The organism is Dyella sp. S184, from assembly GCF_009766065.1.
Classification (GTDB): domain Bacteria; phylum Pseudomonadota; class Gammaproteobacteria; order Xanthomonadales; family Rhodanobacteraceae; genus Rhodanobacter.
Window position 1 is genome coordinate 400,894 of record NZ_LMUE01000005.1, and the last position, 25,969, is coordinate 426,862.

Annotated in this window: 21 protein-coding genes; 12 read left to right on the forward strand and 9 right to left on the reverse strand. The window is 61.2% G+C overall.

Translation table 11 applies throughout. From position 1 onward, the window contains the following. Positions 1–37 precede the first annotated feature (37 nt). From GSQ75_RS11685 to GSQ75_RS11705, 5 genes are read left to right on the forward strand one after another with little or no spacing between them, the layout of a single operon-like run. Complete coding sequence (locus GSQ75_RS11685; protein ID WP_158755039.1) at positions 38–1,345, forward strand: D-alanyl-D-alanine carboxypeptidase family protein; 1,308 nt, start codon at positions 38–40, stop codon at positions 1,343–1,345. After that, complete coding sequence (locus tag GSQ75_RS11690; protein ID WP_158755040.1) at positions 1,345–1,635, forward strand: DUF493 family protein; 291 nt, start codon at positions 1,345–1,347, stop codon at positions 1,633–1,635. The genes GSQ75_RS11685 and GSQ75_RS11690 overlap by 1 nt, the downstream gene beginning before the upstream one ends. A 45-nt stretch (positions 1,636–1,680) precedes the next feature. Next, a complete protein-coding gene (gene lipB / locus GSQ75_RS11695; protein WP_158755041.1) occupies positions 1,681–2,349 on the forward strand; it encodes a lipoyl(octanoyl) transferase LipB in 669 nt (222 codons plus the stop codon). An 11-nt stretch (positions 2,350–2,360) separates the two neighbouring features. After that, positions 2,361–3,371, forward strand: coding sequence for a lipoyl synthase (lipA, locus tag GSQ75_RS11700; RefSeq protein ID WP_158755042.1), 1,011 nt, complete (start codon positions 2,361–2,363; stop codon positions 3,369–3,371). Between the two features lie 8 nt (positions 3,372–3,379). Beyond that, positions 3,380–5,632 (forward strand): carboxy terminal-processing peptidase, encoded by a 2,253-nt coding sequence (locus tag GSQ75_RS11705; protein ID WP_158755043.1) that lies wholly within the window; start codon positions 3,380–3,382, stop codon positions 5,630–5,632. A 52-nt stretch (positions 5,633–5,684) separates the two neighbouring features. Here GSQ75_RS11705 and GSQ75_RS11710 read toward each other — a convergent pair whose 3' ends face one another. Next, the gene (locus GSQ75_RS11710) at positions 5,685–7,535 is read right to left on the reverse strand and encodes a tetratricopeptide repeat-containing sulfotransferase family protein (RefSeq protein ID WP_158755044.1); all 1,851 of its coding nucleotides are present in this window, start codon (positions 7,533–7,535) and stop codon (positions 5,685–5,687) included. Positions 7,536–7,646: 111 nt separating this feature from the next. Then, on the reverse strand, positions 7,647–10,556 hold the full coding sequence (locus GSQ75_RS11715; protein WP_158755045.1) for a TonB-dependent receptor: 2,910 nt from the start codon (positions 10,554–10,556) through the stop codon (positions 7,647–7,649). 567 nt (positions 10,557–11,123) lie between these two features. On the opposite strand from GSQ75_RS11715, the gene GSQ75_RS11720 reads away from it, so the two are divergent. After that, a complete protein-coding gene (locus GSQ75_RS11720) occupies positions 11,124–11,732 on the forward strand; it encodes a DUF4126 domain-containing protein (protein WP_158755046.1) in 609 nt (202 codons plus the stop codon). On the opposite strand, the gene GSQ75_RS11725 is transcribed toward GSQ75_RS11720, so the two are convergent. The 4 genes from GSQ75_RS11725 to GSQ75_RS11740 all read right to left on the reverse strand — a co-directional run bounded on the left by GSQ75_RS11725 (position 11,720) and on the right by GSQ75_RS11740 (position 16,714). Further along, a complete protein-coding gene (locus GSQ75_RS11725; RefSeq protein ID WP_158755047.1) occupies positions 11,720–13,099 on the reverse strand; it encodes a leucyl aminopeptidase family protein in 1,380 nt (459 codons plus the stop codon). The two genes, GSQ75_RS11720 and GSQ75_RS11725, sit on opposite strands and share 13 nt — an antisense overlap. Positions 13,100–13,187: 88 nt before the next feature. Further along, a complete protein-coding gene (locus GSQ75_RS11730) occupies positions 13,188–13,886 on the reverse strand; it encodes an HAD family hydrolase (RefSeq protein WP_158755048.1) in 699 nt (232 codons plus the stop codon). 12 nt (positions 13,887–13,898) lie between these two features. Further along, positions 13,899–15,110, reverse strand: coding sequence for a substrate-binding domain-containing protein (locus tag GSQ75_RS11735; RefSeq protein WP_158755049.1), 1,212 nt, complete (start codon positions 15,108–15,110; stop codon positions 13,899–13,901). 218 nt (positions 15,111–15,328) lie between these two features. After that, a complete protein-coding gene (locus GSQ75_RS11740) occupies positions 15,329–16,714 on the reverse strand; it encodes a Do family serine endopeptidase (protein ID WP_158755050.1) in 1,386 nt (461 codons plus the stop codon). 376 nt (positions 16,715–17,090) lie between these two features. Between GSQ75_RS11740 and GSQ75_RS11745 the strand changes: the two genes are divergently transcribed. The 6 genes from GSQ75_RS11745 to GSQ75_RS11770 all read left to right on the forward strand — a co-directional run bounded on the left by GSQ75_RS11745 (position 17,091) and on the right by GSQ75_RS11770 (position 23,069). After that, positions 17,091–19,253, forward strand: coding sequence for an adenosylcobalamin-dependent ribonucleoside-diphosphate reductase (locus GSQ75_RS11745; protein ID WP_158755051.1), 2,163 nt, complete (start codon positions 17,091–17,093; stop codon positions 19,251–19,253). Between the two features lie 135 nt (positions 19,254–19,388). Beyond that, positions 19,389–20,042, forward strand: a complete 654-nt coding sequence (locus GSQ75_RS11750) for a hypothetical protein (RefSeq protein ID WP_158755052.1) — start codon at positions 19,389–19,391, stop codon at positions 20,040–20,042. A gap of 95 nt (positions 20,043–20,137) precedes the next feature. Continuing rightward, positions 20,138–20,878 (forward strand): NrdJb, encoded by a 741-nt coding sequence (locus GSQ75_RS11755; RefSeq protein WP_158755053.1) that lies wholly within the window; start codon positions 20,138–20,140, stop codon positions 20,876–20,878. A 105-nt stretch (positions 20,879–20,983) separates the two neighbouring features. Then, a complete protein-coding gene (locus GSQ75_RS11760) occupies positions 20,984–21,826 on the forward strand; it encodes a ParA family protein (RefSeq protein ID WP_158755054.1) in 843 nt (280 codons plus the stop codon). Continuing rightward, a complete protein-coding gene (locus GSQ75_RS11765; RefSeq protein WP_158755055.1) occupies positions 21,823–22,356 on the forward strand; it encodes a hypothetical protein in 534 nt (177 codons plus the stop codon). Before GSQ75_RS11760 ends, GSQ75_RS11765 begins: the two co-directional genes overlap by 4 nt. Continuing rightward, positions 22,356–23,069 carry a hypothetical protein gene (locus GSQ75_RS11770; protein ID WP_158755056.1) on the forward strand — a complete coding sequence of 238 codons (714 nt, stop codon included), beginning with the start codon at positions 22,356–22,358 and terminating at the stop codon, positions 23,067–23,069. Before GSQ75_RS11765 ends, GSQ75_RS11770 begins: the two co-directional genes overlap by 1 nt. A gap of 179 nt (positions 23,070–23,248) precedes the next feature. Here GSQ75_RS11770 and GSQ75_RS11775 read toward each other — a convergent pair whose 3' ends face one another. The 3 genes from GSQ75_RS11775 to GSQ75_RS11785 all read right to left on the reverse strand — a co-directional run bounded on the left by GSQ75_RS11775 (position 23,249) and on the right by GSQ75_RS11785 (position 25,946). Beyond that, positions 23,249–25,099: a J domain-containing protein gene (locus tag GSQ75_RS11775; RefSeq protein ID WP_158755057.1), complete on the reverse strand. Its 1,851-nt coding sequence runs from the start codon at positions 25,097–25,099 to the stop codon at positions 23,249–23,251. 89 nt (positions 25,100–25,188) lie between these two features. Beyond that, the gene (locus tag GSQ75_RS11780) at positions 25,189–25,431 is read right to left on the reverse strand and encodes a helix-turn-helix transcriptional regulator (RefSeq protein ID WP_158755058.1); all 243 of its coding nucleotides are present in this window, start codon (positions 25,429–25,431) and stop codon (positions 25,189–25,191) included. A 272-nt stretch (positions 25,432–25,703) separates the two neighbouring features. Next, positions 25,704–25,946 (reverse strand): helix-turn-helix transcriptional regulator, encoded by a 243-nt coding sequence (locus tag GSQ75_RS11785; RefSeq protein ID WP_158755059.1) that lies wholly within the window; start codon positions 25,944–25,946, stop codon positions 25,704–25,706. Positions 25,947–25,969: the final 23 nt, after the last annotated feature.

A 25,969-nucleotide genomic window follows, 5' to 3' on the forward strand; every position in this document is an offset into this window, starting at 1 on the left:
TGCCACGCCAGCATCAAAGACTGGATTGAAGACCACGATGAATTTTTTCCGCCGCGCCCTGATTCCGTTCGCCACTGCTGCCCTGCTGCTCGGTGTTGCCGTCGCCCAGACGGTACCGCCGCATCCTGCGCCGGTGCCCCGCCCGGTGGTACCTGACGCACCGGTACCGCCGCCGCCGGATGTCGACGGCAAGTCCTGGGTGCTGATGGATTACGCCACCGGCCAGATCTTGGCCAGCAAGGATCCCGACCTGCGCGTGGAGCCGGCCTCGCTTACCAAGATCATGACGGACTACGTGGTGTCGGCCGAAGTCGCCAACGGCAAGATCCACATGACCGACCCGGTCACCATCAGCGAAAACGCCTGGCGTTCGGGCGGCGGTGGTACCGACGGCTCCACCAGCTTCCTGCAGCTCAACAGCCAGGTGCCGCTGCAGGATCTGCTGAAGGGCATGATCATCCAGTCCGGCAATGACGCCGCGATCGCGCTGGCCGAGCATACCGCCGGTTCAGAACAGGCTTTCGCCGGCCTGATGAATGCGTATGCCAAGCAGCTCGGCATGGTCAACTCGAACTTCGAGAACGCTTCCGGCTACCCGATCGCCAACCACTACACCACCGCGCACGACATCGCGATCATGTCGCGCGCGCTGATCCATGATTTCCCCGACGACTATGCGATCTCCGCGATCAAGCAGTTCGAATGGAACGGCATCAAGCAGGGCAACCGCAACACGCTGTTGTGGCGCGACCCGAGCGTTGACGGCATCAAGACCGGCCACACCGCGGCCGCCGGCTTCTGCCTGGCTGCCTCGGCCAAGCAGGGCGACTCGCGCATGATCGCGATCGTGATGGGCGCCAGCAGCGCGAAGGCGCGCGCCGATTCGGCGATGGCGCTGCTCAGTTACGGCTTCCGTTTCTACGAGACGCACAAGCTGTATGACTCCAGCAAGCCGCTGGCCACGCCAAGACTGTGGAAGGGTGTGGCGAACCAGTTGCCGATCGGCGTCGCCGCAGACGTGCTGGTCACGGTCAAGCGCGGTGACTACGACAAGCTAAAGGCCGTCATGGATATTCCGGCCACGCTGATCGCCCCGTACACCAAGGGCCAGCAGGTCGGCACGCTGCGCATCACGCTGGCAGGCCAGCCGGTGCAGGCCGTGCCGCTGATCGCGTTGAACGATGCGCCGCAGTGCGGCTTCTTCGGTCGCCTGTGGGACAGCATCATGCTGTGGTTCCACGGCAGCAAGGGCAACACCGAACAGGCTCCGACTGCGCCGAGTGCCTCGAGTGCTCCCACCGCCCCGAGTGCTCCCAGTGCCCCGAGTACCACGAGTGCCAAGTGATGCAACCGATCGACTTCACAAAGGCGAAGCAGGACGGCAAGGGCTTCCAGTTTCCCGGTGAGTTCGAGATCACCGCGGTCGGCAATGCCAGCGCCAACCTGCCAACCCACGTGCCTCAGTTGCTGGAGCGCGCCGGCCTGCGCGTGCTGCATGAAAGCGTGCGGCACCGGCACTCCGGTGCCGGCAATTTCGTCTCGGTCACGGTGAGCTTCCACTGCGACAACCGCGAGCAGTACGAGGCGGCGCACGCCGCGCTGCGTGCGAGCCCGGATATCCGTTACACGATGTGATCGTGCGCAAGTGTGCTCCTGCCATTCCCGTCCCAAGGTTCCTCCATGTCGCTGCCGTTGAAAATCCGTCGCCTTGGCCGCCAGCCCTACGAGCCGGTGTGGCGGGCGATGAGTGCGTTCACCGACAACCGCACGGCGGACACCGTCGACGAGCTATGGCTGCTGGAACATGACCCGGTGTTCACCCTCGGCCAGGCCGGCAAGATGGAGCATGTGCTGGTACCGGGCGATATCCCGGTGGTGCCGGTCGATCGTGGCGGCCAGGTCACCTATCACGGGCCGGGCCAGATCGTCGGCTATCCGCTGATCGACCTGCGCCGTGCGGGGGTGAGCGTGCGCGAGCTGGTGCACAAGATCGAGCAGTCGATCATCGACACGCTGGCGCACTGGAATATCGACGCCGCCCGGCTGGAAGGAGCTCCTGGCGTCTACGTCGGTGCCGCCAAGGTGGCGGCGCTGGGGTTGCGGGTGCGCCGTGGCTGCAGCTTCCACGGCCTGGCGCTCGACGTGAACATGGATCTGGAGCCTTTTCACCGCATCAACCCTTGCGGTTACAAGGGTTTGGCGGTCACGCAGATGGTAGACTTGGGCGGTCCGTCGCGACTGGCTGACGTCGAGGATGTGCTGATCGGTGAATTCTGCCGCCAGTTCGGGTTCGATGCCGAGCCGGCCGCCCCTGTGCTTCCTGAACTCCCCGCTCGTGTGGCGGTCTAGGTTTTGCTGACATGAGCGATACCAACGTTTCTTCCACCAAGGTCATACCGATCAGCGTCGTCGCCGGAACTCCGGCGGTCGAAAAGCAGATCGGCAATGACAAGATCGCGCTCAACCGGGCCGGCTTCGACACGACTGTGCCGACCCTGCGCAAGCCGAGCTGGATTCGCGTGCGCCTGCCGCAGGGCAATGCCGTGCAGCAGCTGAAGGCACGCCTGCGCGAGAACGCGTTGGTCACGGTGTGCGAGGAAGCCTCCTGTCCGAATATCCACGAGTGCTTCAGCAAGGGCACCGCGACGTTCATGATCCTCGGCGAGGTATGCACCCGCCGTTGCTCGTTCTGCGATGTGGCGCATGGCCGGCCAGCCGCGCCCGATCCGCTGGAGCCGGCGCGGCTGGCCGAGACGATCCGCGACATGCGCCTGCGCTACGTGGTGATCACCTCGGTCGATCGCGACGACCTGCGCGACGGCGGTGCCGAGCATTTCGCCGCCTGCATCCGCGCGACACGCCACGCCAGCCCGAACATCAAGATCGAGATTCTCACCCCGGATTTCCGCGGCAAGGGCCGCATGGAGCGCGCGTTGGAAGTGCTGAAGGACTTCCCGCCGGACGTGTTCAACCACAACCTGGAAACCGTGCCACACCTGTACCGCGAAGTGCGCCCGGGCGCGGACTACCAGTGGTCGCTGGACCTGCTCAAGCGCTTCAAGGCGCAGCATCCGCAAGTGCCGACCAAGTCCGGCATCATGCTGGGGCTGGGTGAGACCTGGGATCAGGTCATCGAGACGATGGGCGATTTACGCGCCCATGACGTCGAGATGATCACTATTGGCCAGTATTTGCAGCCCACGCCGCACCATCATCCAGTGGTGCGCTACTGGACTCCCGAAGAATTTGAGGCATTGCGCGAAGCCGGTGAGGCGATGGGTTTCCATCACGTCGCCTCCGGCCCGCTGGTGCGTTCGTCCTATCACGCCGACCTGCAGGCCCATGCAGCCGGTGTCACCGAGTCAGCCTGAGAACCTACATGAAATTTCGCCACGCGCTGGTGTTCCTGCTTGCCTTCACTGCGACCTGTGTCCTTGCACAGTCGGCCGCCGATCTCGGTGCCGGCAACAGCGCGCGCAAGGCAGCCAGTTGGCCACTCAAGCCCACGACCTCCGAGGCACAGGCTGCGCAGCTGTCCGCGCGTTTCCTGACCCGCTTCCACTATGACGCGCAGCCGCTCGACGATGCGATGTCGGTGCGGATCTACAAGGCCTACTTCAAGCTGCTCGACAGCGAGAAGGTGTTCTTCACCCAGGCCGACATGGCCAAGTTCGCGCCGCTGAAGACCCAGCTCGACGATGCGATCTGGAACCAGGACCTGTCCGCACCGTTCTCGATCTTCAACACCTACGTGCAGCGTGCAGTCGAGCGCATGAACTATGCGCGCGGCCTGCTCAAGCAGGGCTTCGATTTTTCCGCCAACGAAAGCTATACCTTCGACCGCAAGGATGCCGACTGGCCGAAGGATCAGGCCGCGCTGGACGATCTGTGGCGTAAGCGCACGATGAATGACTGGCTGCGCCTGAAGCTGGCCGGCAAGGACGATGCCGAGATCCGCAAGACACTGGACAAGCGCTACGCCGGTTATATCGATCGCGTGAAGCAGCTGGACAGCGAGGATGCGTTCCAGACCTTCATGACCGCGTACGCCGAAACCACCGATCCACACACCGATTACCTCGGGCCGCGCGCGGCCGAGAACTTCGACATCGCGATGAAGCTGTCGCTGGAAGGCATCGGCGCGGTACTGCAGGCACGCGACGACTACACCCAGATCCGCGAGCTGGTGCCGGCCGGCCCGGCCGGCAAGTCCGGCAAGGTGCATGTCGGCGATCTCGTGGTGGGCGTGGGCCAAGGCGACAGCCCGATCGTCGACGTGATCGGCTGGCGCCTCGATGATGTGGTCAACCTCATTCGTGGCAAGAAAGACACCACCGTGCGGCTGGAAATCATTCCTTCCGACGCCGGTGTGGACGGCAAGCACGAGGTCGTCAGCCTGGTGCGCCAGAAGGTCAGCATCGAGGAGCAGGCGGCGAAGAAGAAGATCGTCGAGATCAAGGACGGCGACGTCACCCGCAAGATCGGCGTGATCGAGCTGCCCACGTTCTATTCCGACTTCGGTGCACGCAGCGAGGGCGACAAGGACTTCAAGAGCGCCACCCGCGATGTCGCCAAGCTGCTTGGCGAGCTGAAGGCTGCGGGCGTGCAGGGCGTGGTCATGGATTTGCGCAACAACGGCGGCGGCTCACTGGCCGAGGCCGACTCGATGACCGGGTTGTTCATCGACACCGGCCCGGTGGTGCAGGTGCGTGATTCCAAGGGTCATGTCGAGGTGCAGGGTGACGATAATCCGGGCATGGCATGGAGCGGTCCGCTCGCCGTACTGGTCAATCGCGGCTCGGCCTCGGCTTCGGAAATCTTCACCGCGGCGATCCAGGATTATCACCGTGGCCTGATCGTCGGCGAACCGACGTTCGGCAAGGGCACGGTGCAGAACCTGGTCGACCTCGACCGCTTCGCCAATGGCGACAGCGAGAAGCCGCAATATGGCGAGCTGAAGATGACCATCCAGGAATTCTTCCGCATCAATGGCGGTTCCACCCAGCTGAAGGGCGTGACGCCGGATATCGCCTACCCGAAGAGTGGCGATGACAAGGACTTCGGCGAATCCACCTACGACAACGCGCTGAAGTGGACGCAGATTGCACCGGCCGACTACCAGCCGGTGGCCAACCTCAATGCCTATCTACCGCAGTTGCAGCAGAAGCATGACGAGCGTGTGGCGCAGTCGCCCGCATGGAAGCTGATGCTCGACGAGCTGGCGCAATACAAGACAATGCGCGACAAGACCACGATCTCGCTGAATCTTGCCACGCGCGAGGCCGAGCGCAAGCAACAGGACGCGATGCAGACCGAGTTCCGCAACCGGCACAAGGCCATCGACGGTACCGATGGGACGCTGAGCGACGATGACAATGCGCTCGATGATGGCCTCGACGCGAGCGAGCGCAGCCTGAAGAGCGAGCTGAAGCAGGAAAAGGATGCGAAGAAGGCGAAGGACGTGGAGCTCACCGAGACCGCGCACATCCTGTTCGACGCGCTCGGCATGATCAAGGCCGATCCGAAGCTGGCGGCCGAAGTCCTGCCGTATGGTGGCAAGGACTCCTCCGATGTCGCGGTGGCTAAGTCGGCAACGTCGGCGGCTCCAGTGGTACCGGCAGTCGTCCATTGAGTCGTAGCGGCAATAGGAAGTAAAAAAAGGCGGCGCGCTCGCGCTGCCTTTTTTATGCGGTGTAGCCGAGGCGTTCGATCAATGGACGCAGCATGGGCAGGATCGGTTCGAACTGTTCACGATAGGCGTGCCAGCGGTTGACCGCCTTAGGGTTGATGCCCTGGGTGACTTGGGCATAGCTGGGTGTGCTGATGAACCGCTTGCTCTGCGCGTGTTCGGCAAAGCGTGCCATCGGCGATGCGTCGGCGAGTTCGAGAAACTGTCCCAGGCACGTGACGTGATCGTCGAACTGGCTGACGACGGATTCGTAGCGCCACTCCAGCACGCGTGGCGCGAACACTTCCACCTGCTGGTACCAGTGCTCGAAGGCCTGCACATACCCGCGTGCGAGGCGCTGCAGGGACGAGCACAGCACCATGAAGGCCGGTGAGCGGAACGGCTGCATGTAACAGCTGAGCAGCACATCGCACGGATGGCGCAGGCACAGGATGATGCGTGCCTGCGGAAACAGTCGCATGATCATCGGCAGGCACAGCATGTTGAGCGGATTCTTGTCGACCAGCCGACGTTGCCCGAGCTTGGGCAGCACGTGGGCAACTCGCCGGAAGTAGACGGCGCGCAATTGCTCGGCTTCCGCCTGGGTCAGGTTCGCCAGGTCGGCGGGATAGTGCTGGCCTACGAGTTCCATGCCTTCGGTCAGCTCATGGATAAAAGCGCGTTCGTCCATCGATTGGAAATCCGGATGGGCGTCGAGCATCTGTTCCAGCAAGGTCGTGCCGGAACGAGGAAAGCCGACCACGAAGACCGGGCTGTGCCTGCCGTCAGGCGAGGACAATGGTCGCCAGCCAGCGTAAGTGTGACGGCTGACCATGCGATCCGTCATCAGCAACGGCTGGCTATCCGTCGCCAGCAGTTCCGGCACCACCTCGCGCGCGATATTCAGTTGTGCCGCATGCGCGGCGCGGAGAGCCTGCCAGGCTTCATCGCGATGGCCTTGCCTGGCGCAGGCCGAGGCCAGGCCAAAGCCGGCACTGGCCTGGCTTTCGTCGTCGATGGCCAAGGCGAGTACCCGCTGGTACAAGCCGGCGGCGCGGGCATACGAAGCTTCGCGCATGGCCAGGGCAGCGTGCGCACTCCAGCCTTCGGCGCGGGCACGCTGGGCTTGCAGCAGGTCGAGCGTGGTCAGCGGCAACTGCCGCAATTCGACCTGCGCACGTTCGACCTGGTTGCTTCTCTCGTACAGCGCGGCCTTCTGTGCGCTGATACGAAGCTGCATGATTCTGGCATCTTCGGTGTCGGCTGGCAGTTGCGCGTGCGCCAAAGTGCGCAGCGCGGCATCAAGATCGCCCTGGGCGGCAAGCATGGCGGACAGGGTCATGGCCTGTTCGGCAGCTTGTGCAGGCCAGTCGATCGCCCCGGCCAGCATCGCTTCCTGGCTGCCGTTGTCGCCGCAGACGTAGCAGGCATGGGCGGCCTGCAGCCGGGCCTCGATGAAATGCGGGGACAGCTGCACCGCATCCATCAGGCTCTGCCGGGCCAACAGCCACTGCCGTTGCTGGATATACAGCAGTCCGAGGTTGTAGTGGACTTCGGCGTCACACGGCGCCAGCGATCGGGCCATAAGAAATGCGTGTTCGGAGCCGGCCGTGTCGCCTGATTGCCGACAGGCCACGCCCAGATTGTTCCAGTAGGCGGAAACGTCCGGTCGCCTCTGCGACAGCTGGTCGAACGTCGCGGCTGCGTGGCCGTAGCGATGAGTCGCCTGCTGCGCCAGGCCAAGCCACAGCATGACGCCTTCATCCGCTTCGCCGGCCTGCGCGGCGAGAGCAATGACGCGCTCCATTTCGCCGGCGTTATAGGCCGAAGCCATGGTGATGGCGAGGCCGCTGGTTGAATTGGACATGTCTTCTCGATCGACCGTTGCTGATCTCCATTATGCAAGAGGGGCCGCGAGACGTTCGCGGCCCCTCTTGGGTACTTCGGGGTTTTTCGAGCCTCCCTAGGTGCTCAGGTGTCAGAGCTTGAACGTGGCGCGCAGCCAGTAATAGCGTCCGATCGTGTCGTAGGTGGCGGTGTCGACGTTGTAGTTCAAGCCGTTCTGATAGATCAGCGGCGGCGCCTTGTTGCTGAGGTTGTCTACGCCGAAGTCGATCTTGGTATGCCACGCCGGGATCGCATAGCCAAGCTGGATCGAGTGATACAGCACCGAGGCCATCGGTATATTCACGCCACTGATATCGGCGTCCGCATTCAGGTTGGTCAGATGGTTGATGTAGCGTGTCTGCCACTGGGCACTCCAGTTACCCAGCTCCCAGTTGAACGTGAGCGTGCCACGCCAGCGCGTGAGGTTGCCGAACTGCTGGGTGTAGGTACCAGCGTAATTGATCGTTTGCGCGCCGGGTTCGCCCGGAGCGGCGTCGTTCTTGTAGGTGGCGAGATAGGTGGTGGCAAAACCCGCCTTGAAATTGCCGGGGTCGAAGTTGCCGAGATCGAAATGCGGGATCTTGTAGTTCAGCGTGAAGTCGACACCGCTGGTGCTGAGGTTGCCCAGGTTGACTACCGGTGTATCGATGACCTGCACCTGGCCCGGTTGCTGGGTAGTAGCGTTGTAGCGACTGATCAACGAGCAATACGGGCTGCTGTTGTTGGCGAAGCAGGCATTGACCACCGTCGACGCGGCGATCGGCGTCAGCAGATCGTTCAGGTAGACGTGCCAGAAGTCGACACTGGTGGACACGCCATCTGCCCAGCTGGGGTTGTAGACCAAGCCGAAATCGATCGATTTGCCCTGTTCCGGCTTGAGTGAGTTACCGACCGTATTGGCGCCAGAGTAGTAAGTATTGACCTGGGCGGGATTGTCGCCGGCCCAGTTGACCGGTACGTACTGGCAGGCAGCGGCATGCTGCGCGAGCTCGGCCGCCGAGAGATGTGCGCAGGGATCGTTCAATGTCGGCTGGACCAGGGTGACGCCGTCGTGGAGTTCATCCAGATTGGGCGCGCGGAATACCTGGGATATCGTGCCGCGCACCAGCAGGTCGGCGATCGGTCGCCATTCGATCGCGATTTTCTTGTTGGTGGTGGTGCCGGAGGTGCTGTAGTCGGAAGCGCGGATGCCCAAGTCAATATTCAACGAATACGCCCACGGCTGCTGCGACAGCAGCGGGATCAGCGATTCGGCATAGAGCTCCTTGACGTTCTCGCTGCCACGGCCGGGCGAGCCGCAGGCCTCCTGCAGCACTTCGCAGGTGCCGGTGGCGAGGTTGAGGACGGCGTCGGGGGTGACTGTGTAGTTCATCGATTGTTGGCGGTACAGACCGCCGACAGCCAGTTGCATGGCACCTGCCGGCAGGTCCCATAGTTCACCGCTGGCGTCGAACTGGACCTGCTTGGTGGCATTGGTGAATACGTACACCGGGGCATCCACACCAGCCCTCAACGCGGCCGACACAGTCGGGTTGGCCTGGTTGAAGATATTCACGCCATTGTTGATCGCGGTCTGGAAGTCGGCAATGTTGACCTCGTTGTAATCACGCTGCACGCGATTGGCATAGCCGTAATCGATCGAGGCATCCCAGTTCCAGCTGCTCTGGCCGAAATTACCGCGCAGCCCGGTGTTGATCTGCACGTTCTTGGTGTCATAGGTATGCAGGCGGGTACCGAGTCCGGTCAGCCGGGTATTGAACTGATAGCCGCTGTTCGGATCGCCCGGGATGGGATTCGCGCTGAACGTGACGCCGAACGGATTGATCGGGTTGCTGGCGAGCACATACCAGCCGTCACCGACTCCGGTGGGCGCAGGCGCATCCTGACCGCTCGACTGGGTATGGTTGAAGAACGCATCCGTGAAGAAGGTCAGGTTGTCCGTCAGCTTGTAGCTGCCGAGTACGAAACCATCGGTGCGCTGCTGCTGGGTCTGGATGTAGTTGTACGCGTTGTAGTTGTATGCATCCGGGGCGCCGCGGTCACAGCGGTAGTCGCTCTGGCTCGACCCGTTGCCTGATGCCAGCGTGATGTATTGGGTCGGGCAGGTGCCTGCCTGGTTGGCGGCGATCGATGAGGGCACCTGGATCTTGCCGGTCGGGATGCTGCTGGAGCCGGATGGCGTGATCACGCCGCTCGACAGATAAAGCTGCTGCGCGGAGAACTTGCGCTGGGTGGCCAGCACGGCGTCGTACTTGTTGTAATCGATGCCACCAACGATGCTGTAGTTGTCGCCGGTCGCGCCGGCGGTCAAGCTGATGCCGTGCCGCTGGCCGTCGCCATGGCTGGAAATACCATCGTTGATGCTGGCTTCGGCGCCCTGGTAGTCCTTGCGCAGGATGAAGTTGACTACACCGCCGATCGCATCGGAGCCATACACCGTCGAGGCGCCTTCAGGCAGCACGTCGACCCGCTCGATCATGTTCTGCGGAATCATGTTGACATCGGTATTGGCCATGCGCTGACCGTCGATCAACACCAGGGTACGGTCGGTGCCCAGACCGCGCAGCGAGATGCGCGCCGCGCCATCGCCACCCTCCAGCAGGGGGCTGGCGACGCCGCCGCCGTTGCTGTTGTTCTGGGTATTGGTCGCGTTGCCGGAAATGCTGGGCAGCTGCTGCAGCACGTCGCCCAGGGTCGGCTTGCCGGAATTCGAAATGGTGGTGCGATCCACCATCGTCACCGGGCTGGATGTTTCGGCGTCGACGCGCCGGATCAGCGAGCCGGTAACGACAACCGCCTGCAGGTTTTTTGCCTTGCTTGTCGTAGCCGGCGGCGGCGTGGCCTGATTTGCGGCCGGGGAATTGCTCCCTGTCGGCGTGGTCGGCGTGGCGCCGGCAGTCTGGTCCTGCGCCTGTGCTACGGATGCGCCCAGTGACATGGTGGCGAAAAGCGCGCTGGACAGCGCCAGCGCCAGCCGGTTATGAGGCAATACACGATGCATGAAGTTCTCCCCGATCTTTGATGGATGTTGGCGGGATATTCATGGCGGCGGCGCTTCTCAAGCAGACACATCCAAACGAGCGCTCCAACATGCCCCTCTCCCGAGGGCAGGCGTGCCGCCATGATCCGGTTCGTGTGACCTACTGCAATTGCAAACGCATCAACCTGTACTTCCCCACGCTGCACTTCCCCATGGGCAAGTTAGCTGCTGGATCCTGCGGTTTTGTTGACGCAGTCGGAGGAAAATGCAGATCGATTTGCAGGATCACACGAGACCGCAGAAAAAAACAGCGCCACGACACTATTTTTCGACGATGGCTCGATGGCCGACTGCAGGGAGTAAGCATGCGCAAGCCATGCGCCTGGTGCACGGCTGGTCCATTTCAGAAGCAGGCGGGCGGTGGCGGTGATACGGGAATTGCGCGGCCTGCACGTCCGGACAGACAGCGTGATCTTGCACACGGCCGGGCATCCGGTATTGGCTCGGCAAGGAGTTGCGGCAAGGCTGGACAGGCGGCGGAATCACGCGTAAACACGGTCTGCAGCTCGGCCCGTCACGAGGATCAGCATGGACACGTTGCCGAACGTCGCGCTCGCCGGTGGCCTGGCCTGGGCCAGCGGCATCCGGCTTTACGCCACCATCTTCGTGGCCGGCATGCTGGGCCGGCTCGGCTATGTGCACCTGCCGGATGGCTTGCTGCCGCTGACCGATACCTGGGTGCTGGCAGTGTCCGGTGCGCTGATGCTGTGCGAATTCCTCGCCGACAAGGTACCGGCGTTCGATAGCGCCTGGGATGCGGTGCATACCTTCATCCGCATCCCGATCGGCACCTTGCTGGCCTGGGGCGTGTTCAAGGATTCCGGTGCCGGCACACAGCTGGCGGCGGCCCTGCTCGGTGGTGCGCTGGTCGCCGGCACGCATTTCACCAAGGCCGGCACGCGCGCGCTGATCAATACTTCACCGGAGCCTTTCAGCAACTGGGGTGCCAGCGTGGGCGAAGACGTCAGCTGGCTCGGCGGCATGTACCTGATGTGGCAGCACCCGCTGGTGCTGCTGATCCTGCTCGGCCTGTTCGTGCTGCTGATGTGCTGGATGCTACCGCGGATCGTGCGCGGCCTACGTGCCTTGCGGCGACTCGGTTCGACCCTGTCCGGATCATCCGCTCAGCCGCGATAGCGCTGCTGCAGGAATGCGAACAGCGCGCGCAGGCCCATCGCTTCGCCGCCGCGTGGCCGTCCGGGACGATCGCCGTCGTTCCACGCATACGTATCCAGATGCAGCCACGGCATGCCGGCCGGCACGAAGCGTTCCAGATACAGCGCCGCGGTGATCGCGCCCGCATGCCGCGACGGGCCGGCGTTGGCGAAGTCAGCCAGGTACGAGTCGAGCATCCGGCGGTACGGTCGCCACAACGGCAGCTGCCACAGCGGATCGTTGACGGCGTGGCCGGCGGCGAGCACGTCAGTGGCCAGGGTCTGGTCGTTGGCGAACAACGCCGGCAGATCCGGTCCCAGCGCCACGCGTGCAGCGCCGGTGAGGGTGGCGAAATCGACGATCAGTTCGGGCTTCTGTTCGGCGCCGTAAGCCAACGCATCGCACAGCACCAGCCGGCCTTCGGCGTCGGTGTTGTCGATCTCGACAGTGTGGCCGGCGCGGGTGATGATCACTTCGCCCGGACGCATCGCGTTGCCGGCCACCGAGTTCTCCACCGCCGGAATCAGCAGGGTCAGGCGGACCGGCAGGTTCGCCTGCATGATCAATCCGGCCAGTGCGATCGCGTGCGCGGCGCCGCCCATGTCCTTCTTCATCCAGCGCATGCCATCGCTGGATTTCAGGTTGAGGCCGCCGGTGTCGAAACACACGCCCTTGCCGACCACCACCAGTTTCGGATGGCTGGACTTGCCCCAGTTCAATTCGATCAGTCGCGGCGCGCGATGGCTGGCGCGGCCGACGGCGTGGATGGTGGGGAAGTTGGCCTTGAGCAGTTCGTCGCCAACCCACTCGCGCACCTTCGCCTTGTGTGTCTTGCCGAGCTGCTTCACCGCATCGGCGAGCTGCTTGGGTCCCATGTCCTCGGTCGGCGTGTTGACCAGGTCGCGCACCCGGTTGGTCGCTTCCACCAGCGGCGCCAGCTGCTGCAGTTCGGCGGCGGAAACGACGAGCCGCGCCGGCGCGCGTTTGGCCTGGCGATAGCGGGCGAACTGGTAAGCGCCCAGCGCCCAGCCCAGTGCGGCCTGGATCGGGTCGGCCGGCACGCCTTCGCTGGCGAGATGGTAGTTCGCCTCGGGCAAGCTGGCTGGCAGCGCGGCCAGCGCGCCGAGTGGATCATGCGCATCGACGCCGACCAGCACCCGCACCAGTTTGCCGGCCGGATCGGCGAGCAAGGCAAACGTGCCCGGCGCGGCCTCGAAGCCGCTGTCGCGCAGCCAGCGGCGCTGCGCTGCGGTGAGTCGCCGACGGCTGGCTGCGTAATGCGCCGCGTCGGTGGTTTCGATGGCGATGCTGTGGCGGTTGCCGGGCTGGCGTTCGATCAGGGCGGACATGCGGAATCCTTCGGGCTTGCGGTGGTACGTATGTCGTGCGAGTGCGTGTGAGTCAATCGGCAATAATGCTCGTTTTGACGGGCGCTGCCTACGGTGAGTGCTGCGCTTCGAGCCAGTCGGCGAGTGCGCTCATGTCACGCAGATCAAGCTCCGGCGCAGGTCCCAGTTCGAGCGGCCACGGCTCAGCGGCACGGTTGATCCAGGCGGTGCGCAGACCGGCATCGCGTGCACCGGCTACATCCATCAGCGGGTCGTCGCCCACATGCAGAATCTGCGCAGGTGCTACGCCGAGTCGTTCGGCGGCGGCCAGGAAGATGCGCGGATCGGGCTTGGCCATGCCGCTGTCGCGCGCGCAGATGTGGTGGGCGAAGTGCGTATGGATGCCGATGCGCTCTAGGTCGGCGTTGCCATTGGTCAGGCTCGCCAGTGGCCAGCGCGCCGCGATGCGTTGCAGTGCCGGCAGAGTGTCCGGATACAGCTCCACGCTGTTGCGCGCAGCAAAGTAGATTTCCCACAGCGCATCGACCGGTGCCGCGGCGATGCCGCAGCTGGCAAAAACATGCTGCAGGGTGAGCTGGCGCTGGGTAGTGAAGTCATGCGCCAGGTCGAGCCGCTCGGCGGCGACCTGGGCACGCAATGCGCGCATGGCCGCGATCGGCCATGCGCGAGCAACATCGGGGTAGTGCTGCTGCAGCCATGCGTCGACCGCGAGGTCGGCGCGTTCCAGTGCCGGTAGCACCGGCCACAAGGTGTCGTCCAGATCCAGCGTCAGCGCGAGTATCTGCACGACACCGTTTACTCAGTGGTCGCTGACGCGCAGCACCTGGCCGAGCTTGATCTGGTCGCTCTTGAGATGGTTCCACTCGCGCAACTGGGCCACCGTGACGGTGCTTTTCTTCGCAATCAGCGACAAGGTGTCGCCCTTGACCACCGTATAGGTGGTGCCGGCGGTGGCGTCAGCGCTGGTCTTGCTGGCGACGTGCGACTCGCTGGTGGCCGGGCTGCTTGCGGCGGGCTGCTCAGTGGCAGCCACCGTGGCGGCGACCGGGGTTGCCGTCGGAATGAGGCGACCGGGGTGCACGCCCAGTTCGGCAAAGATCTGGTCGCTGCGCGAGTCCTCCTTCGAGGCCAGCGCGATGCCATCCTGGTAGGGCAGCACGGCATGCACGCGCATCGCGGCCTTGGCTGCATCGGTCTGCAGGAAGTCGATGAAGGCCTGGACCTGGACGGCCTTCGGGCTGCGCGGGTTGGTCACCAGGTAGACCGGGGTATACAGCAGATAGCTGCCATTGCCGATGCTGGTGGCGTTCGGTGCGACGCCGTTGATCGCCACGGCCTTGAGCTTGGGATTGCCGCTGATGTCGCCCAGCGTTGCGGCACCCAGACCGTTCGGGTTGAGCTCAACGCCTTCCTCGAGCTTGTGTGTGTTGACGTACAGGCGCGGTGCGGCGACCGGCTGATTGGCACGACCGAACAGCAGCTCGCGCAGGCTGTATTCCACACCATCGCCAGGGCTGGCGACCGCGTAGACATCGATCGGCGTGTTGTTGCCGCCGACCTCGCTCCAGTTGTGGATCTTGCCGAGGTAGATGTCATGCACCTGCTTCAGCGTGAGACTGCTGACCGGGTTGGACGCATTCGTGATGATCACCAGCGCATCCCAGGCCACCGGGGTGAACGCGAGGTTGGTGTTTTCCGCGCTGCCGTCGCTGGAGCGCAAGCTGCCGGCGAGATCGGCGGTGCCGATGGATACCGCGTCGATGCCCGAGGCCGTGTTGAACGGCTGCAGCTCGAGATTGCCTTTGCCGGTCTTCTGCCATGCGAGTGCCACTTCGTCGACAACGCCGGTCGCCGTGGCGACGTCGCCGCGCCAGATCAGGGTGGGGCCTTTCGATGTAGTGGATTTGGATTTGGCATGCGTGCGCGCATGCGTGGTGGCGAACGCGGGTGCAGCGACGAGGCAGGCCCCGATCACGGCGACGGAAAGCAGGCGGGCAAGACGAACAGACATGGTGGTGGGGAACCCCGGCGTGATTTGAGTGGCAGGAAAGTCATGAGTATGCCGCCAGATAGGCGGTCATACGGTGAAGAAGACAGGGTATTTCATCGACCTGAATACAAAACATCAAGCACTTTCATGCGTTTGCACCTTGGCATGGCGCCAGCTTGTGCGCCGGAACACAGCTGGCGCGGGCGCCGTGACGCAGTTTTGTGGCTGCCGGCACCGGTTCAGTTGATCACCACATAGTGGCCGCCACCGTCATCATCGGCGACCACCAGCACCAGCTGACGCAGGTGCACCTTGGCCAGGCCGCGCAGCATGGCCACGCTGGTGATGCGCAGATTGCCCACGCCGATCAGCACGCCGGTGTCCAGGCCGGCCGCAGCGGCGCGGCTGCCCGGCTGCACGCCGCTGATCGCCACACCGGACAAGCCCTGCGCGCGCTGGTCATCACTCAGGTCGCTGAAGCGCACGCCGCTCAAGCGCGCATCGAGCTGACCACCGTCGACGCTGGCAAGTTTCTCGGGACTCAGGGTGACGCTGACCTCGGTGCTGTGGCCGTCGCGCAGGACATCCAACTGCACCGTGCTGCCCAGCGGCAGCAGGCCCTCGGCGTTGCGCAGTTCCTGCACGCTGTGCAGCGGCTTGCCGTTGAGCGTGGTCAGCACGTCACCCGGCTGCAATCCGGCACGTTCGGCTGCGGAGCCGGCACCGACGCCAGTGACCACCACACCGTTGCTGTCCTGCAGCTTCAGCAACTGGGCAATTCGTGGCGTAATCGCCTGTGTCTGCACGCCGAGGCTGCCACGCTGCACCTTGCCATGCGCCACCAGCTGCGCCATCACCTCGCTGGTGATCGCGCTGGGGATCGCGAAACCGATGCCGACATTGCCGCCCGAGGGCGACAGGATCATCGTGTTGATGCCGACCAGTTCACCGCGCAGGTTCACCAGCGCGCCGCCGGAGTTGCCGGGGTTGATCGAAGCATCGGTCTGGATGAAATTCTGGTAGCCGGAGTTGCGCAGTCCCGAGCGGCCGAGCGCGGAAACGATGCCGGAGGTTACCGTCTGGCCGAGTCCGAACGGATCGCCCACCGCCACCACGTAATCGCCCACGCGCAGTTTCGACGAGTCGGCCAGCGGCAACGCCTGCAGGTTCTGCGCGGGAATCTGCACCACCGCCACGTCGGTGTCCGGGTCGGTGCCGATCAACTTGGCCTTGAAGTTGCGCCCGTCCTGCAAGGTCACCGTGATGTCGTCGGCGCCGCCGACCACATGGTTGTTGGTCAGCACGTAGCCCCGGGCCGCATCCACGATCACGCCCGAGCCCAGGCTTTGCTCGGTGCGTTCCTGCGGCGTGTCGGGCAGGCCGAAGAACTGGCGGAACACCGGGTCGTTGAAATAGGGGTTGTTCACCGCCACCCGCGTCTTGGTCGAGATATTCACCACCGCCGGTGTCACGTGCTCGAGCATCGGCGCCAGCGATGGCATCGGCTGGCCATCGATCGCCGGTGGCAACGCGGCGGCGGCGCTGGTGCCTGGCACCACAGCGATGACGGCGACGGCGAGCAGGCAGGTCAGCCAATGCACGAGGCGGGAGTGGTGCTGCGACATGGGGTCCTCCATAAAGTGAGCGGTGGAAGCGGCGTTGTTTCGACCGGACGCCGGCGCGGCGGTTCCATCCCCAGCGCGAGATTTCGACGCTTTTGCTGCCGTGGGCACTTTACATCGGGCAGCGTCAGGGTTAACTTGCCTATCCGATCGCAACCACAACATCTTGTGTTCGGCTGCCGGTGCTGAAACTAGTGCTGGTGCTGGCCATCGCACTCTTGAGGGGGAGTCGTTGTCGTCGGGAAGCAGCTAACGCACGGGCCGGAGGGCAATCTTCCATGGCTTGTCGGCAGCCATACAGCGGCGTGAATCACGCCGTCGGATCAAATAAAAAAAAGCAACGGGGGCCGTGAGGCCACACCGGGAGGTCAGGAAGCCGATGAGCACAGTGCGTGCGCCAGCCACAAATCCAGCTACAGGTCGTGATGCCATCGTGGAAATTCCACTGCAACCTGCGTCATATGACATCTGGGACAAGAAGTACCGCCTGAAGGCGAAGTCCGGCGAGCCGGTTGACGGCAGCATCGACGAGACCTACCAGCGCGTGGCGCGCGCCTTGTCCGATGTGGAAGCCAGCGACGAGCTGCGCGGCCACTGGTACGAGCGCTTTCTGTGGGCGCTGCGCCGCGGTGCGATTCCCGCCGGCCGCATCACCTCGAACGCTGGCGCGCTGGCGCACAAGCCGGCCACCTCCACGATCAACTGCACCGTCTCCGGCACCATCCGCGATTCGATGGACGACATCCTGGAGAAGGTGCACGAGGCCGGCCTCACCCTGAAGGCCGGCTGCGGCATCGGCTACGAATTCTCCACGCTGCGTCCGCGTGGCGCGTACGTGTCGGGCGCCGGTGCGTACACCAGTGGCCCGCTGTCGTTCATGGATATCTACGACAAGATGTGTTTCACCGTGTCGTCCGCTGGCGGTCGCCGCGGCGCGCAGATGGGCACGTTCGACATCAGCCACCCGGATGCCAAGGAATTCATCCGCGCCAAGCGCGAGGATGGCCGCCTGCGCCAGTTCAACTTGTCGCTGCTGATCACCGACGGCTTCATGGACGCGGTCGAGCACGACCAGGACTGGCCGCTGGTGTATCCGGTGCACGTCAAGGAAAAACACGAGATCGACCTCGACGACGCCACGAAAGTGGTCTGGCGCGAATGGCCGACCCACGAGAACTACGTCGACCGCGAGGACGGCCTGGTCGCCTGCAAGATCTACAGCACGATCCGTGCGCGGCACCTGTGGGACATGATCATGGTCTCGACGTACGACTACGCCGAGCCCGGCTTCATCCTGATCGACAAGGTCAACGAGATGAACAACAACTGGTGGTGCGAGCACATCCGCGCCACCAATCCCTGCGGCGAGCAGCCGCTGCCGCCGTATGGTTCTTGCCTGCTCGGCTCGATCAACCTGACCACCTTCGTGCGCGACCCGTTCGGTCCGAAGGCACGTTTCGACTGGGACGAGTACCGCGAGGTGGTGAAGGTGTTCACCCGCATGCTCGACAACGTGGTCGAGATCAACGGCCTGCCGCTGGAACAGCAGCGCAACGAGATCGTGAGCAAGCGCCGCCACGGCATGGGCTTCCTCGGCCTCGGCTCCACCGTGACCATGCTCAAGCACCGCTACGGCAGCGCCGAAGCGGTCGCGTTCACCGAGGAAGTCTCGCGCGAGATGGCCGTCGCCGGCTGGGAAATGGCGCTGGACCTGGCCAAGGAGAAGGGCGCCGCGCCGATCCTGCTGCGCGATTTCACCGTCACCGGCGACATGCTGCGCAAGCGCCCGGAAATGGTCACCGACGGTTACAAGGTCGGCGACACGATCCCCGGCCGCGTGCTGCACGCCAAGTACAGCCGCTACATGCAGCGCATCGCCAGCGTGGCGCCGAACCTGGTCGAGCAACTCGCCGAGACCGGCGCGCGCTTCACCCACCACAGCTCGATCGCACCCACCGGCACGATCTCGCTCTCGCTGGCCAACAATGCCAGCAACGGCATCGAGCCGAGCTTCGCGCACAGCTATTCGCGCAACGTGATCCGCGAAGGCAAGAAGTCGAAGGAAAAGGTCGAGGTGCTCAGCTTCGAGCTGCTCGCCTATCGCGCCCTGATCAATGCCGACGCCAAGGTGTTCACCGACGAGGCCGCCAACAAGCTGCCGGACTACTTCGTCTCCGCCGACGACATCAGCCCGAAAGAGCACGTCGACATCCAGGCCGCCTCGCAGAAGTGGATCGACTCGTCGATCTCCAAGACCGCGAACGTGCCCACCGATTACCCCTACGAAGACTTCAAGGACATCTATTTCTACGCCTACAAACAGGGCCTGAAGGGATGCACCACGTTCCGCTTCAACCCCGCCGCGTTCCAGGGTGTGCTGGTCAAGGAAGCCGACCTAGAAAATACCCTCTACCGCTTCGAGCTCGAAGACGGTAGCGTTGTCGAACTGAAAGGCAACGAGCAGGTGGAGTACGACGGCGAAATGCATTCCGCCGCCAATCTCTTCGATGCCCTGAAGGAAGGCTATTACGGTAAATTCTAGGCGCGTAGTTGTTCCGGAAGTTTTTCCTGCAAGCTCCGCGAACATGTACGTACCAGAAGGATTACTGCCAGTTCTGAAACGTCGCCCATCTCGGGTGTATGGCATTCAAGAAATTCATCGGAGGGGAACACCAGCATGTCCATCGATAACGAATATGAAGTAAGCAACAGCACCGCACCGGTTGTCACCGAAACGCCAGTGGCAGTCCTGCCGCCGCTGCCGGCCGTGACGCCGACCCCGGCACCTGTTGTCGCCAAGAAAAAGCCGGTCGCGAAAAAGAAGGCAGCAGCGAAGAAGGCTGCGCCGAAGAAAGCCGCGGCCAAGAAAGCTGCGCCGAAGAAGGCTGCCGCCAAAAAGGCTGCGCCCAAGAAGAAGGCTGCAGCGAAGAAAACCGTCAAGAAGGCAGCTGCCAAGAAAGTCGCCAACACCAAGAAAGGTGTAAAGAAGTCGGCGGCGAAGAAGGCTGCTGCCAAGAAAACCGTGAAGAAGGCAACCAAGAAGGTTGCCAAGAAAGCCTCCAGCGCCAAGAAAGCGGTGAAGAAGGCCGTCAAGAAAGTCGCCAAGGCGGTAAAGAAGGTCGCCAAGAAGGGCGCCGCCAAGGTCGCAAAGAAGGTCAGCAGCAAAAAGGCGGCCAAGAAGGCCGCACCGAAAAAGGCGGCAACGAAGAAGTCCGCTAGCAAGAAAGCCGTCGCCAAGACGGCCAAGAGGTCCACTGCCAGCAAGAAGGTAGTCGTCAAGGCGGCAAAGAAGGGCGCCGCCAAGAAAAAGACTGCCGCAAAAAAGAAGTAAGCACCACTGCATCCGGCCCGGCCTTGCGCCGGGCCGGATGATCCAAGCACCACGCCGCGTCCGCTCCGGCACCAACATTCAAAGAAGTGAACACCATGGCAATCAAGATCGAAAAGAAGATCACGGGCTACAACGTGGTCAAACCCGAAGACAAGGTTGCCGCCCCCACGGTCACTGCCATCGCGCCGAAAGAGCCGCCGAAGGCCGAAGTGATCCAGATGCACGAAAGCGTGGAGCGCCCCGAGACCCTGGTCGGCTCCACCTTCAAGGTCAAGTCTCCGCTGTTCGAGCACGCGCTGTACGTCACCATCAACGACATCGTGCTCAACGCCGGCACCGCGCACGAGCAGCGCCGTCCGTTCGAGATCTTCATCAACTCGAAGAACATGGACCACTTCCAGTGGATCGTGGCGCTCACCCGCATTCTCTCCGCCGTGTTCCGCAAGGGCGGCGACGTCACCTTCATCGTGGAAGAGCTCAAAGCCGTGTTCGACCCGCGCGGCGGCTACTTCAAGTCCGGCGGCGTCTACATGCCGTCGATCGTCGCCGAGATCGGCGCGGTGATCGAGCAGCACATGAAGAACATCGGCATGATCCACGATCCGGAGATGGATGCCGCCACGCGCCAGCTGATTGCCGACAAGCGCGCTGCCTATGAGGCGGCCGGGGCAAAAAAAAACACTGAGGTAAGCGCGGCGGCCAGCACCAAGGGCGAGATCAATGACTCCGGCTTCCCGCCCGGTGCGACGTTGTGCGTGAAGTGCAATACGCAGGCGCTGGTGCTGATGGACGGGTGTCAGACCTGTTTGAATTGTGGGTATTCGAAGTGCGGATGAGTGGTGTTCTGAAACGAAGTGAGTATAGGCTGTAGATCGTTAGAGGTATCGAAAACAGCGACCTTACTGCATCATAGGCGCTCAGTAGCGCTCGGGAGTGGGCAGATGCCCCAAGCAAAGGTCATCTCGCTGATTAATATGAAGGGGGGCGTCGGAAAGACTACTCTCGCAATTGGTTTGGCTTGGGAACTCGCACGAAAGTACCGTGTACTTCTTGTCGATATCGACCCGCAGTTCAATGCAACTCAATGGGCTGTGCCTACCGATGACTATTTGGGCTGGCTACAAAATAAGAAGAAGACAGTTTTTGACATCTTTCAACCTGATGATGGCGAGTCAGTTGGGTTAGGAGGTTCAAGGAGCCCGAAGCAACGCGCAACCGCGACACTTAAAAACGCGGTCATCACCGTCAACGACGACGGGCACAAAATGGGCATCGTGCCGTCAATTCTGGATCTTATGCGCTTGGATGCTGCGCCACGTGGGACAGAAAATAGGCTTCGTGTTTTTCTTGGTCCAGCTAAAGACAACTACGACTACATATTGATCGACTGCCCCCCGACGGCATCTTTGTTCAGCTATAGCGCCTACCTAGCCTCTGATGCCTACCTTGTGCCGATAAAGCCCGACCCTTTGTCGGTGCTGGGCCTTCCTCTGTTAGAGCGGGCCATGGAAGATTATGAAGATAGGTCAGGGCAAGAGCTCCAGCGACTGGGCCTAGTGTTCACGCAAGTTCGTCAAACTGACGCGATGCGAAAAACTATGGTTGAAGTGAGAGCGGCCTACCCTGGGGAAGTGTTTGAGCACGAGCTGAAGCAAACAACCGGTGTTGCTGAGGCGGTCGAGGCCGGTCAATCATTGCAAACCTTTGCGAAGACAAAAACTGCAATGAGAGAAGCGTTGAGCGGAATTTGTAGTGAATTTATTGAACGAGTGAATGACCTATGAAAGAGTCGACTTTCAAGCAAACGCAACTTCGTTTGGTCGGGCGATTAATGACTATCGCCTCAGCGTTTAGCATTGCTGAACTTGAAGGTGTGAGCTCCCTTTTGAAGAACAAAGATGGCTCTGATCTGAGAGCAGTTGTGGCTTACTTAATCGGACTACACACTGGACAGTCGGCTGATTCAAATGGCTCGAATAAGTCGTTACGCCAGGATAGAGAGTTTACTTCAATACCCCAAGAACCCGCCGAAAAGGATAAGAGAGGCATTTCGAAGACAGAAGCGCTCCGTGAACTTCTGATGTCTAAGGAGGAGTTCAAATCGACTGCAGATATTGCACGAAGAGTTCCGCTCTCGGTCCCATTAAAATACAAAGAGTCGCGTGAGCGTTACGTTCGACGAATTCTCGCTCAGTTCTCGCGAATGTCAGAGGACGGGCGCCGAAAGTTTCTTAAGGCTCTTCACAATAATTTGGCGCGCACATCAACTAGCTCATTTGTTGCTCGATGGTCAAATCTTATTAAGGATCTCTGATGCCTGCTTTTTCGACGCGTATTGATGGCGTCGTAAAAGAAGACTTCAATGAGGTCTGGAAAGATTACGGTCCTGGTAGACTCGCAGATCCCAATAAGCAACGAGAGCTTCTACGGTCAGCTCATAAGTTAGCAATTTGCTTCTCTTTTTTCGCGAAGGCGATGAAGATTCGTGAGCTGCATCGTCGCATATTTGTCCAAGAGCTTGCCTCAGATTCGCTCCATCTTGTGCACGCTTTGATGACGGGCGATGCTCGTGGCGCGAGCTTTTACTTACGAAGCGTTATCGAGAATTTTTGGAGGCACCAGTATTTTTCTCAGCACTCGGTTGAATTCGGGTGGCTGCAAACTCGATCTAAATATCACATGACGATGGCTGGCCTCAGAGAATATTGCTCATGGCTGGATGTGTTTTCAGGAATGCTTAACCACTCGTTGAAAAACTTAGATCGTCTCTACGCTCAGCTGTCTACAGATGTTCACAGTACATCACCAAGAACTTTAGTTCTTCGCGAACAGTTGGATCAGATTTCATTATCTCTGGAACAATCAAAAAGACTCGGACCTCCACTGCGCGATGTGCTCAAAGATTGCTTGGTGTTACTTACAATTTCTGAGCGCGAAGTATTTGATGCTTTGCACATTGATGTTCAGGTTTTTATTTTAAAGTGCCTAGACTCAAAGAGGAAAGCTGCCAGGCAACACGATCTTTAGCAGAATTTCCTCCGAGAACTGTGTCGGTTTGGTCCAGGTCACGGTAAGTATGATGATCGAAGGGCCATGCCGAAGAACGGGGTCACTTAATTCAGCTGAGGAAGCGAGTCTGCCCCGGTTCTGATGGATATGGGTCAGCGAATCGTGCATAGCGTCCTCAGCTTGGCTTGTCGAATCAATCAGATCACAAGTCCTATGACTTCAACCTGATGCTGTCGGGTCAAAATGATCGCCCCCGCCGTCGATGCGTGGATCGACCGGATAGGATCGCGGGCGGTAAGTTCACCAATTTTCGCTCCGGCTTGTGTGAACCATTGCAGGTGTTTTCCAGTGAGTAAACCGAAGCCCGATGGCGAAACGAGCAGACGACCCTGCTTAAAAATGTCTATGCATGCAGCTAGCTTTCGGTAGTCCTCAATGACGTAAAGGCGCGTCGGAGTGCGAAAGTACGTGTAACGCTCGGTGCTTACGATTTCCAGCGGACAGGTGCCAATGTCGTAAACCACTTTCGGCTTCCCATCACTTGCCACCAGGATGACCTTTCCGGAGTAGGTCGCCAAATACGCTCCGCCGTCAGCGGAAAAGCTCGCGGCGTACACCCAGTCCTGCGGTGTCCCACCGGACACCGTGATCTCCAAGCGAAACCCTTGGACTTCAATCACATGATCGGGCGCTGTTCGAGCAAAATAAGTGACGTCCGAGTCCTCAAACACAAGAGATGCTGGATCTACACCGGTGAGCACCTGAAACGCCTGATTCAGGGCCTTCATCTTCTCCGTAGCAGCAGGATTGCCGGCGTTTCGATCGGGATGATGCGCCAAAGCCAATTTGCGATATCGCTGCTTTATTTCACTGGGCTCAACTGGCAACGTGAGACCGAAAAGTTGAAGTGCCTCTTCAACGTCTTGACGGACGCCGAAGCGTTCACTACGGCTTACAACGCGTTTCCATCCATCCTGGAGTGGCGTAACAACTCCCCACGCCGCATGGCCTGACGTTGAGCAGCACCACGCCTCATCAGCCAATGTGAAGAGGTATCGGTCGCCCGAGGGGGAAACATCCACCGCGCGGACTTGAGACTTGAACGCACCCCAGTAGTTCGTTTCGATAGTCTGAAAGTGATCGACAACGCGCGGATCTTTACTCAAATCAGACTCGACAATATGCTTCAGCTTCGCATCGTAAACGTGAAGTGTTCCGCTCGAGTCCATGATGGCCAAGCTTGAACCAGCAACGGATGTTCCAGTGCGGTAAACATCGTGCCACAACATCGCTTCACCGAGAGGCGCGCCGAAGCGGTCGACGCGACGAAGCACGCCTGCGACCTGAGACTGCTCTGCGCTAGAGCCGGCTCGATCGAGTAACCAAAATCCCTGTGCATCCGCAGCTATAACATCGAATGACACATCGGGCCGTTCTTCGCGGCGAAGCTTTTGCTCCCCCTGAAGCGTCCAAGGGGCGCCGTTCGAGACGGTGAAAAGTGGAGGAGCGGCGGAAGCTTCGATATCAACTCGCACGAACTCATGCTTCTTTCCGGAAGCGTCTAATTCGGCAACGATCTTATTAAAGCGGCGGCGGTCGACGTCCTTTACGTTTTCGGGGACGAGCTCGAACATCTCATGACATTGCTTGGCTGCCGCCGCCAACTGACCGGCTTTCATTCGCTGAATAATGAGCTTGGAGTAGGCCTTTGCGACAACCTCGCCAGCTTGCCCTCGTCGCTGTTCTGGCGATAACGTCGAAGCAAGCTTCACTACTTTCGCGTGTTGGCTTCGCAAGCCTGCCTGTAATACGGGCGCGGCTACCGGGTCGTTGTGTTCACGGTGAAACTCTCGACGGCCATCGACTTCCCATGTCGGCGGTGACGGAGGAAGCGGTATGTATTCGGCAGAAGACCAATCGAGCTCGGTCGGTGGTTCCCTTCTTCCGCTTCCACGCTTCGATCCACTGCGGAGCTGGGGTAGACCATTAGACGGCATTGGGCTTGAGAGTTTCGCTTTGCCGAACAGCTTTGCAAAGAACCCAGGCATCCATTACCTCCGGTCTACGCATTACGTTTTCGAAGATCGATCGCGATTAACGTCCCGGGGCAATCTAATGCGATTGCGGCATTCCTCTGTTACGCCGGGGGCTGCAGCAGCTCGACGATGTCCACTCCCAAAGCAAGAGCTAGTCGCTCAAGGCCGTCGATGGAGATGTTGGTAACGCACCGTTCGAGCTGCGAGACATATGTGCGGTGGAACTCTGCCACCTCAGCCAGTTCCTCTTGGCTCAATCCTTGGGCCGTGCGTAGGCGGCGAATGTTCACTGCAGCACGGGCGCGTGCTTTTGGCAGGGATCGTGGCGAGGACTTTGAAGGCATGCCTCCAGCCTGACCATCTACCGGCTTACGTTCTACAGATTATGAATCTACTTCTTTTAACTCTACATTTCGTCTGGGCAGGGTGAGCGCTATTGGACGGTCGCCTGTGCAACGCGGGCGACTGTTGCCTTCAATGGAAGCGACTCCTTGTGCGTCTCGTTGAGTCTGAAATCCGCATGCGGCCTCAGGCGCCTCCTTAGGCTAGACAGCCTTTGGAATGTGTACATTCCAAGTGGCTGCATTTTCGTTGGGGCCGCTAAGGCGCCATTCCTTTACGCAGGGGGTTGAAGCAGCTCAGCGGTATCCACGCCCAGAATTCGAGCGATCCGCTCAAGGCCATCGATAGAGATGTTGGCCTTGCAGCGCTCGAGTTGCGACACGTATGTGCGATGGAACTCCGCCAATTCACCGAGTTTCTCCTGGCTCAGATTCTTGGCCTCGCGTCGACTACGAACGTTCGCCGCTATGTAAGAGCGGGTGCTTGAGGGGAACGATTGCAGAGACTTGGAAGACATAAGGCCAAGCCTCCGCCTCTACT

Bases quoted from the DNA above. Each gene is read 5' to 3' on its own strand.
- GSQ75_RS11770 (WP_158755056.1), top strand. From the start codon at position 22,356: ATGCCTGCTTTTTCGACGCGTATTGATGGCGTCGTAAAAGAAGACTTC.
- lipB (WP_158755041.1), top strand. From the start codon at position 1,681: ATGTCGCTGCCGTTGAAAATCCGTCGCCTTGGCCGCCAGCCCTACGAG.
- GSQ75_RS11760 (WP_158755054.1), top strand. From the start codon at position 20,984: ATGCCCCAAGCAAAGGTCATCTCGCTGATTAATATGAAGGGGGGCGTC.
- GSQ75_RS11710 (WP_158755044.1), bottom strand. From the start codon at position 7,535: ATGTCCAATTCAACCAGCGGCCTCGCCATCACCATGGCTTCGGCCTAT.
- GSQ75_RS11780 (WP_158755058.1), bottom strand. From the start codon at position 25,431: ATGCCTTCAAAGTCCTCGCCACGATCCCTGCCAAAAGCACGCGCCCGT.
- GSQ75_RS11720 (WP_158755046.1), top strand. From the start codon at position 11,124: ATGGACACGTTGCCGAACGTCGCGCTCGCCGGTGGCCTGGCCTGGGCC.
- GSQ75_RS11785 (WP_158755059.1), bottom strand. From the start codon at position 25,946: ATGTCTTCCAAGTCTCTGCAATCGTTCCCCTCAAGCACCCGCTCTTAC.
- GSQ75_RS11690 (WP_158755040.1), top strand. From the start codon at position 1,345: ATGCAACCGATCGACTTCACAAAGGCGAAGCAGGACGGCAAGGGCTTC.
- GSQ75_RS11750 (WP_158755052.1), top strand. From the start codon at position 19,389: ATGTCCATCGATAACGAATATGAAGTAAGCAACAGCACCGCACCGGTT.
- GSQ75_RS11705 (WP_158755043.1), top strand. From the start codon at position 3,380: ATGAAATTTCGCCACGCGCTGGTGTTCCTGCTTGCCTTCACTGCGACC.
- GSQ75_RS11685 (WP_158755039.1), top strand. From the start codon at position 38: ATGAATTTTTTCCGCCGCGCCCTGATTCCGTTCGCCACTGCTGCCCTG.
- GSQ75_RS11775 (WP_158755057.1), bottom strand. From the start codon at position 25,099: ATGCCTGGGTTCTTTGCAAAGCTGTTCGGCAAAGCGAAACTCTCAAGC.
- GSQ75_RS11740 (WP_158755050.1), bottom strand. From the start codon at position 16,714: ATGTCGCAGCACCACTCCCGCCTCGTGCATTGGCTGACCTGCCTGCTC.
- GSQ75_RS11755 (WP_158755053.1), top strand. From the start codon at position 20,138: ATGGCAATCAAGATCGAAAAGAAGATCACGGGCTACAACGTGGTCAAA.
- lipA (WP_158755042.1), top strand. From the start codon at position 2,361: ATGAGCGATACCAACGTTTCTTCCACCAAGGTCATACCGATCAGCGTC.
- GSQ75_RS11715 (WP_158755045.1), bottom strand. From the start codon at position 10,556: ATGCATCGTGTATTGCCTCATAACCGGCTGGCGCTGGCGCTGTCCAGC.
- GSQ75_RS11765 (WP_158755055.1), top strand. From the start codon at position 21,823: ATGAAAGAGTCGACTTTCAAGCAAACGCAACTTCGTTTGGTCGGGCGA.
- GSQ75_RS11725 (WP_158755047.1), bottom strand. From the start codon at position 13,099: ATGTCCGCCCTGATCGAACGCCAGCCCGGCAACCGCCACAGCATCGCC.
- GSQ75_RS11745 (WP_158755051.1), top strand. From the start codon at position 17,091: ATGAGCACAGTGCGTGCGCCAGCCACAAATCCAGCTACAGGTCGTGAT.
- GSQ75_RS11735 (WP_158755049.1), bottom strand. From the start codon at position 15,110: ATGTCTGTTCGTCTTGCCCGCCTGCTTTCCGTCGCCGTGATCGGGGCC.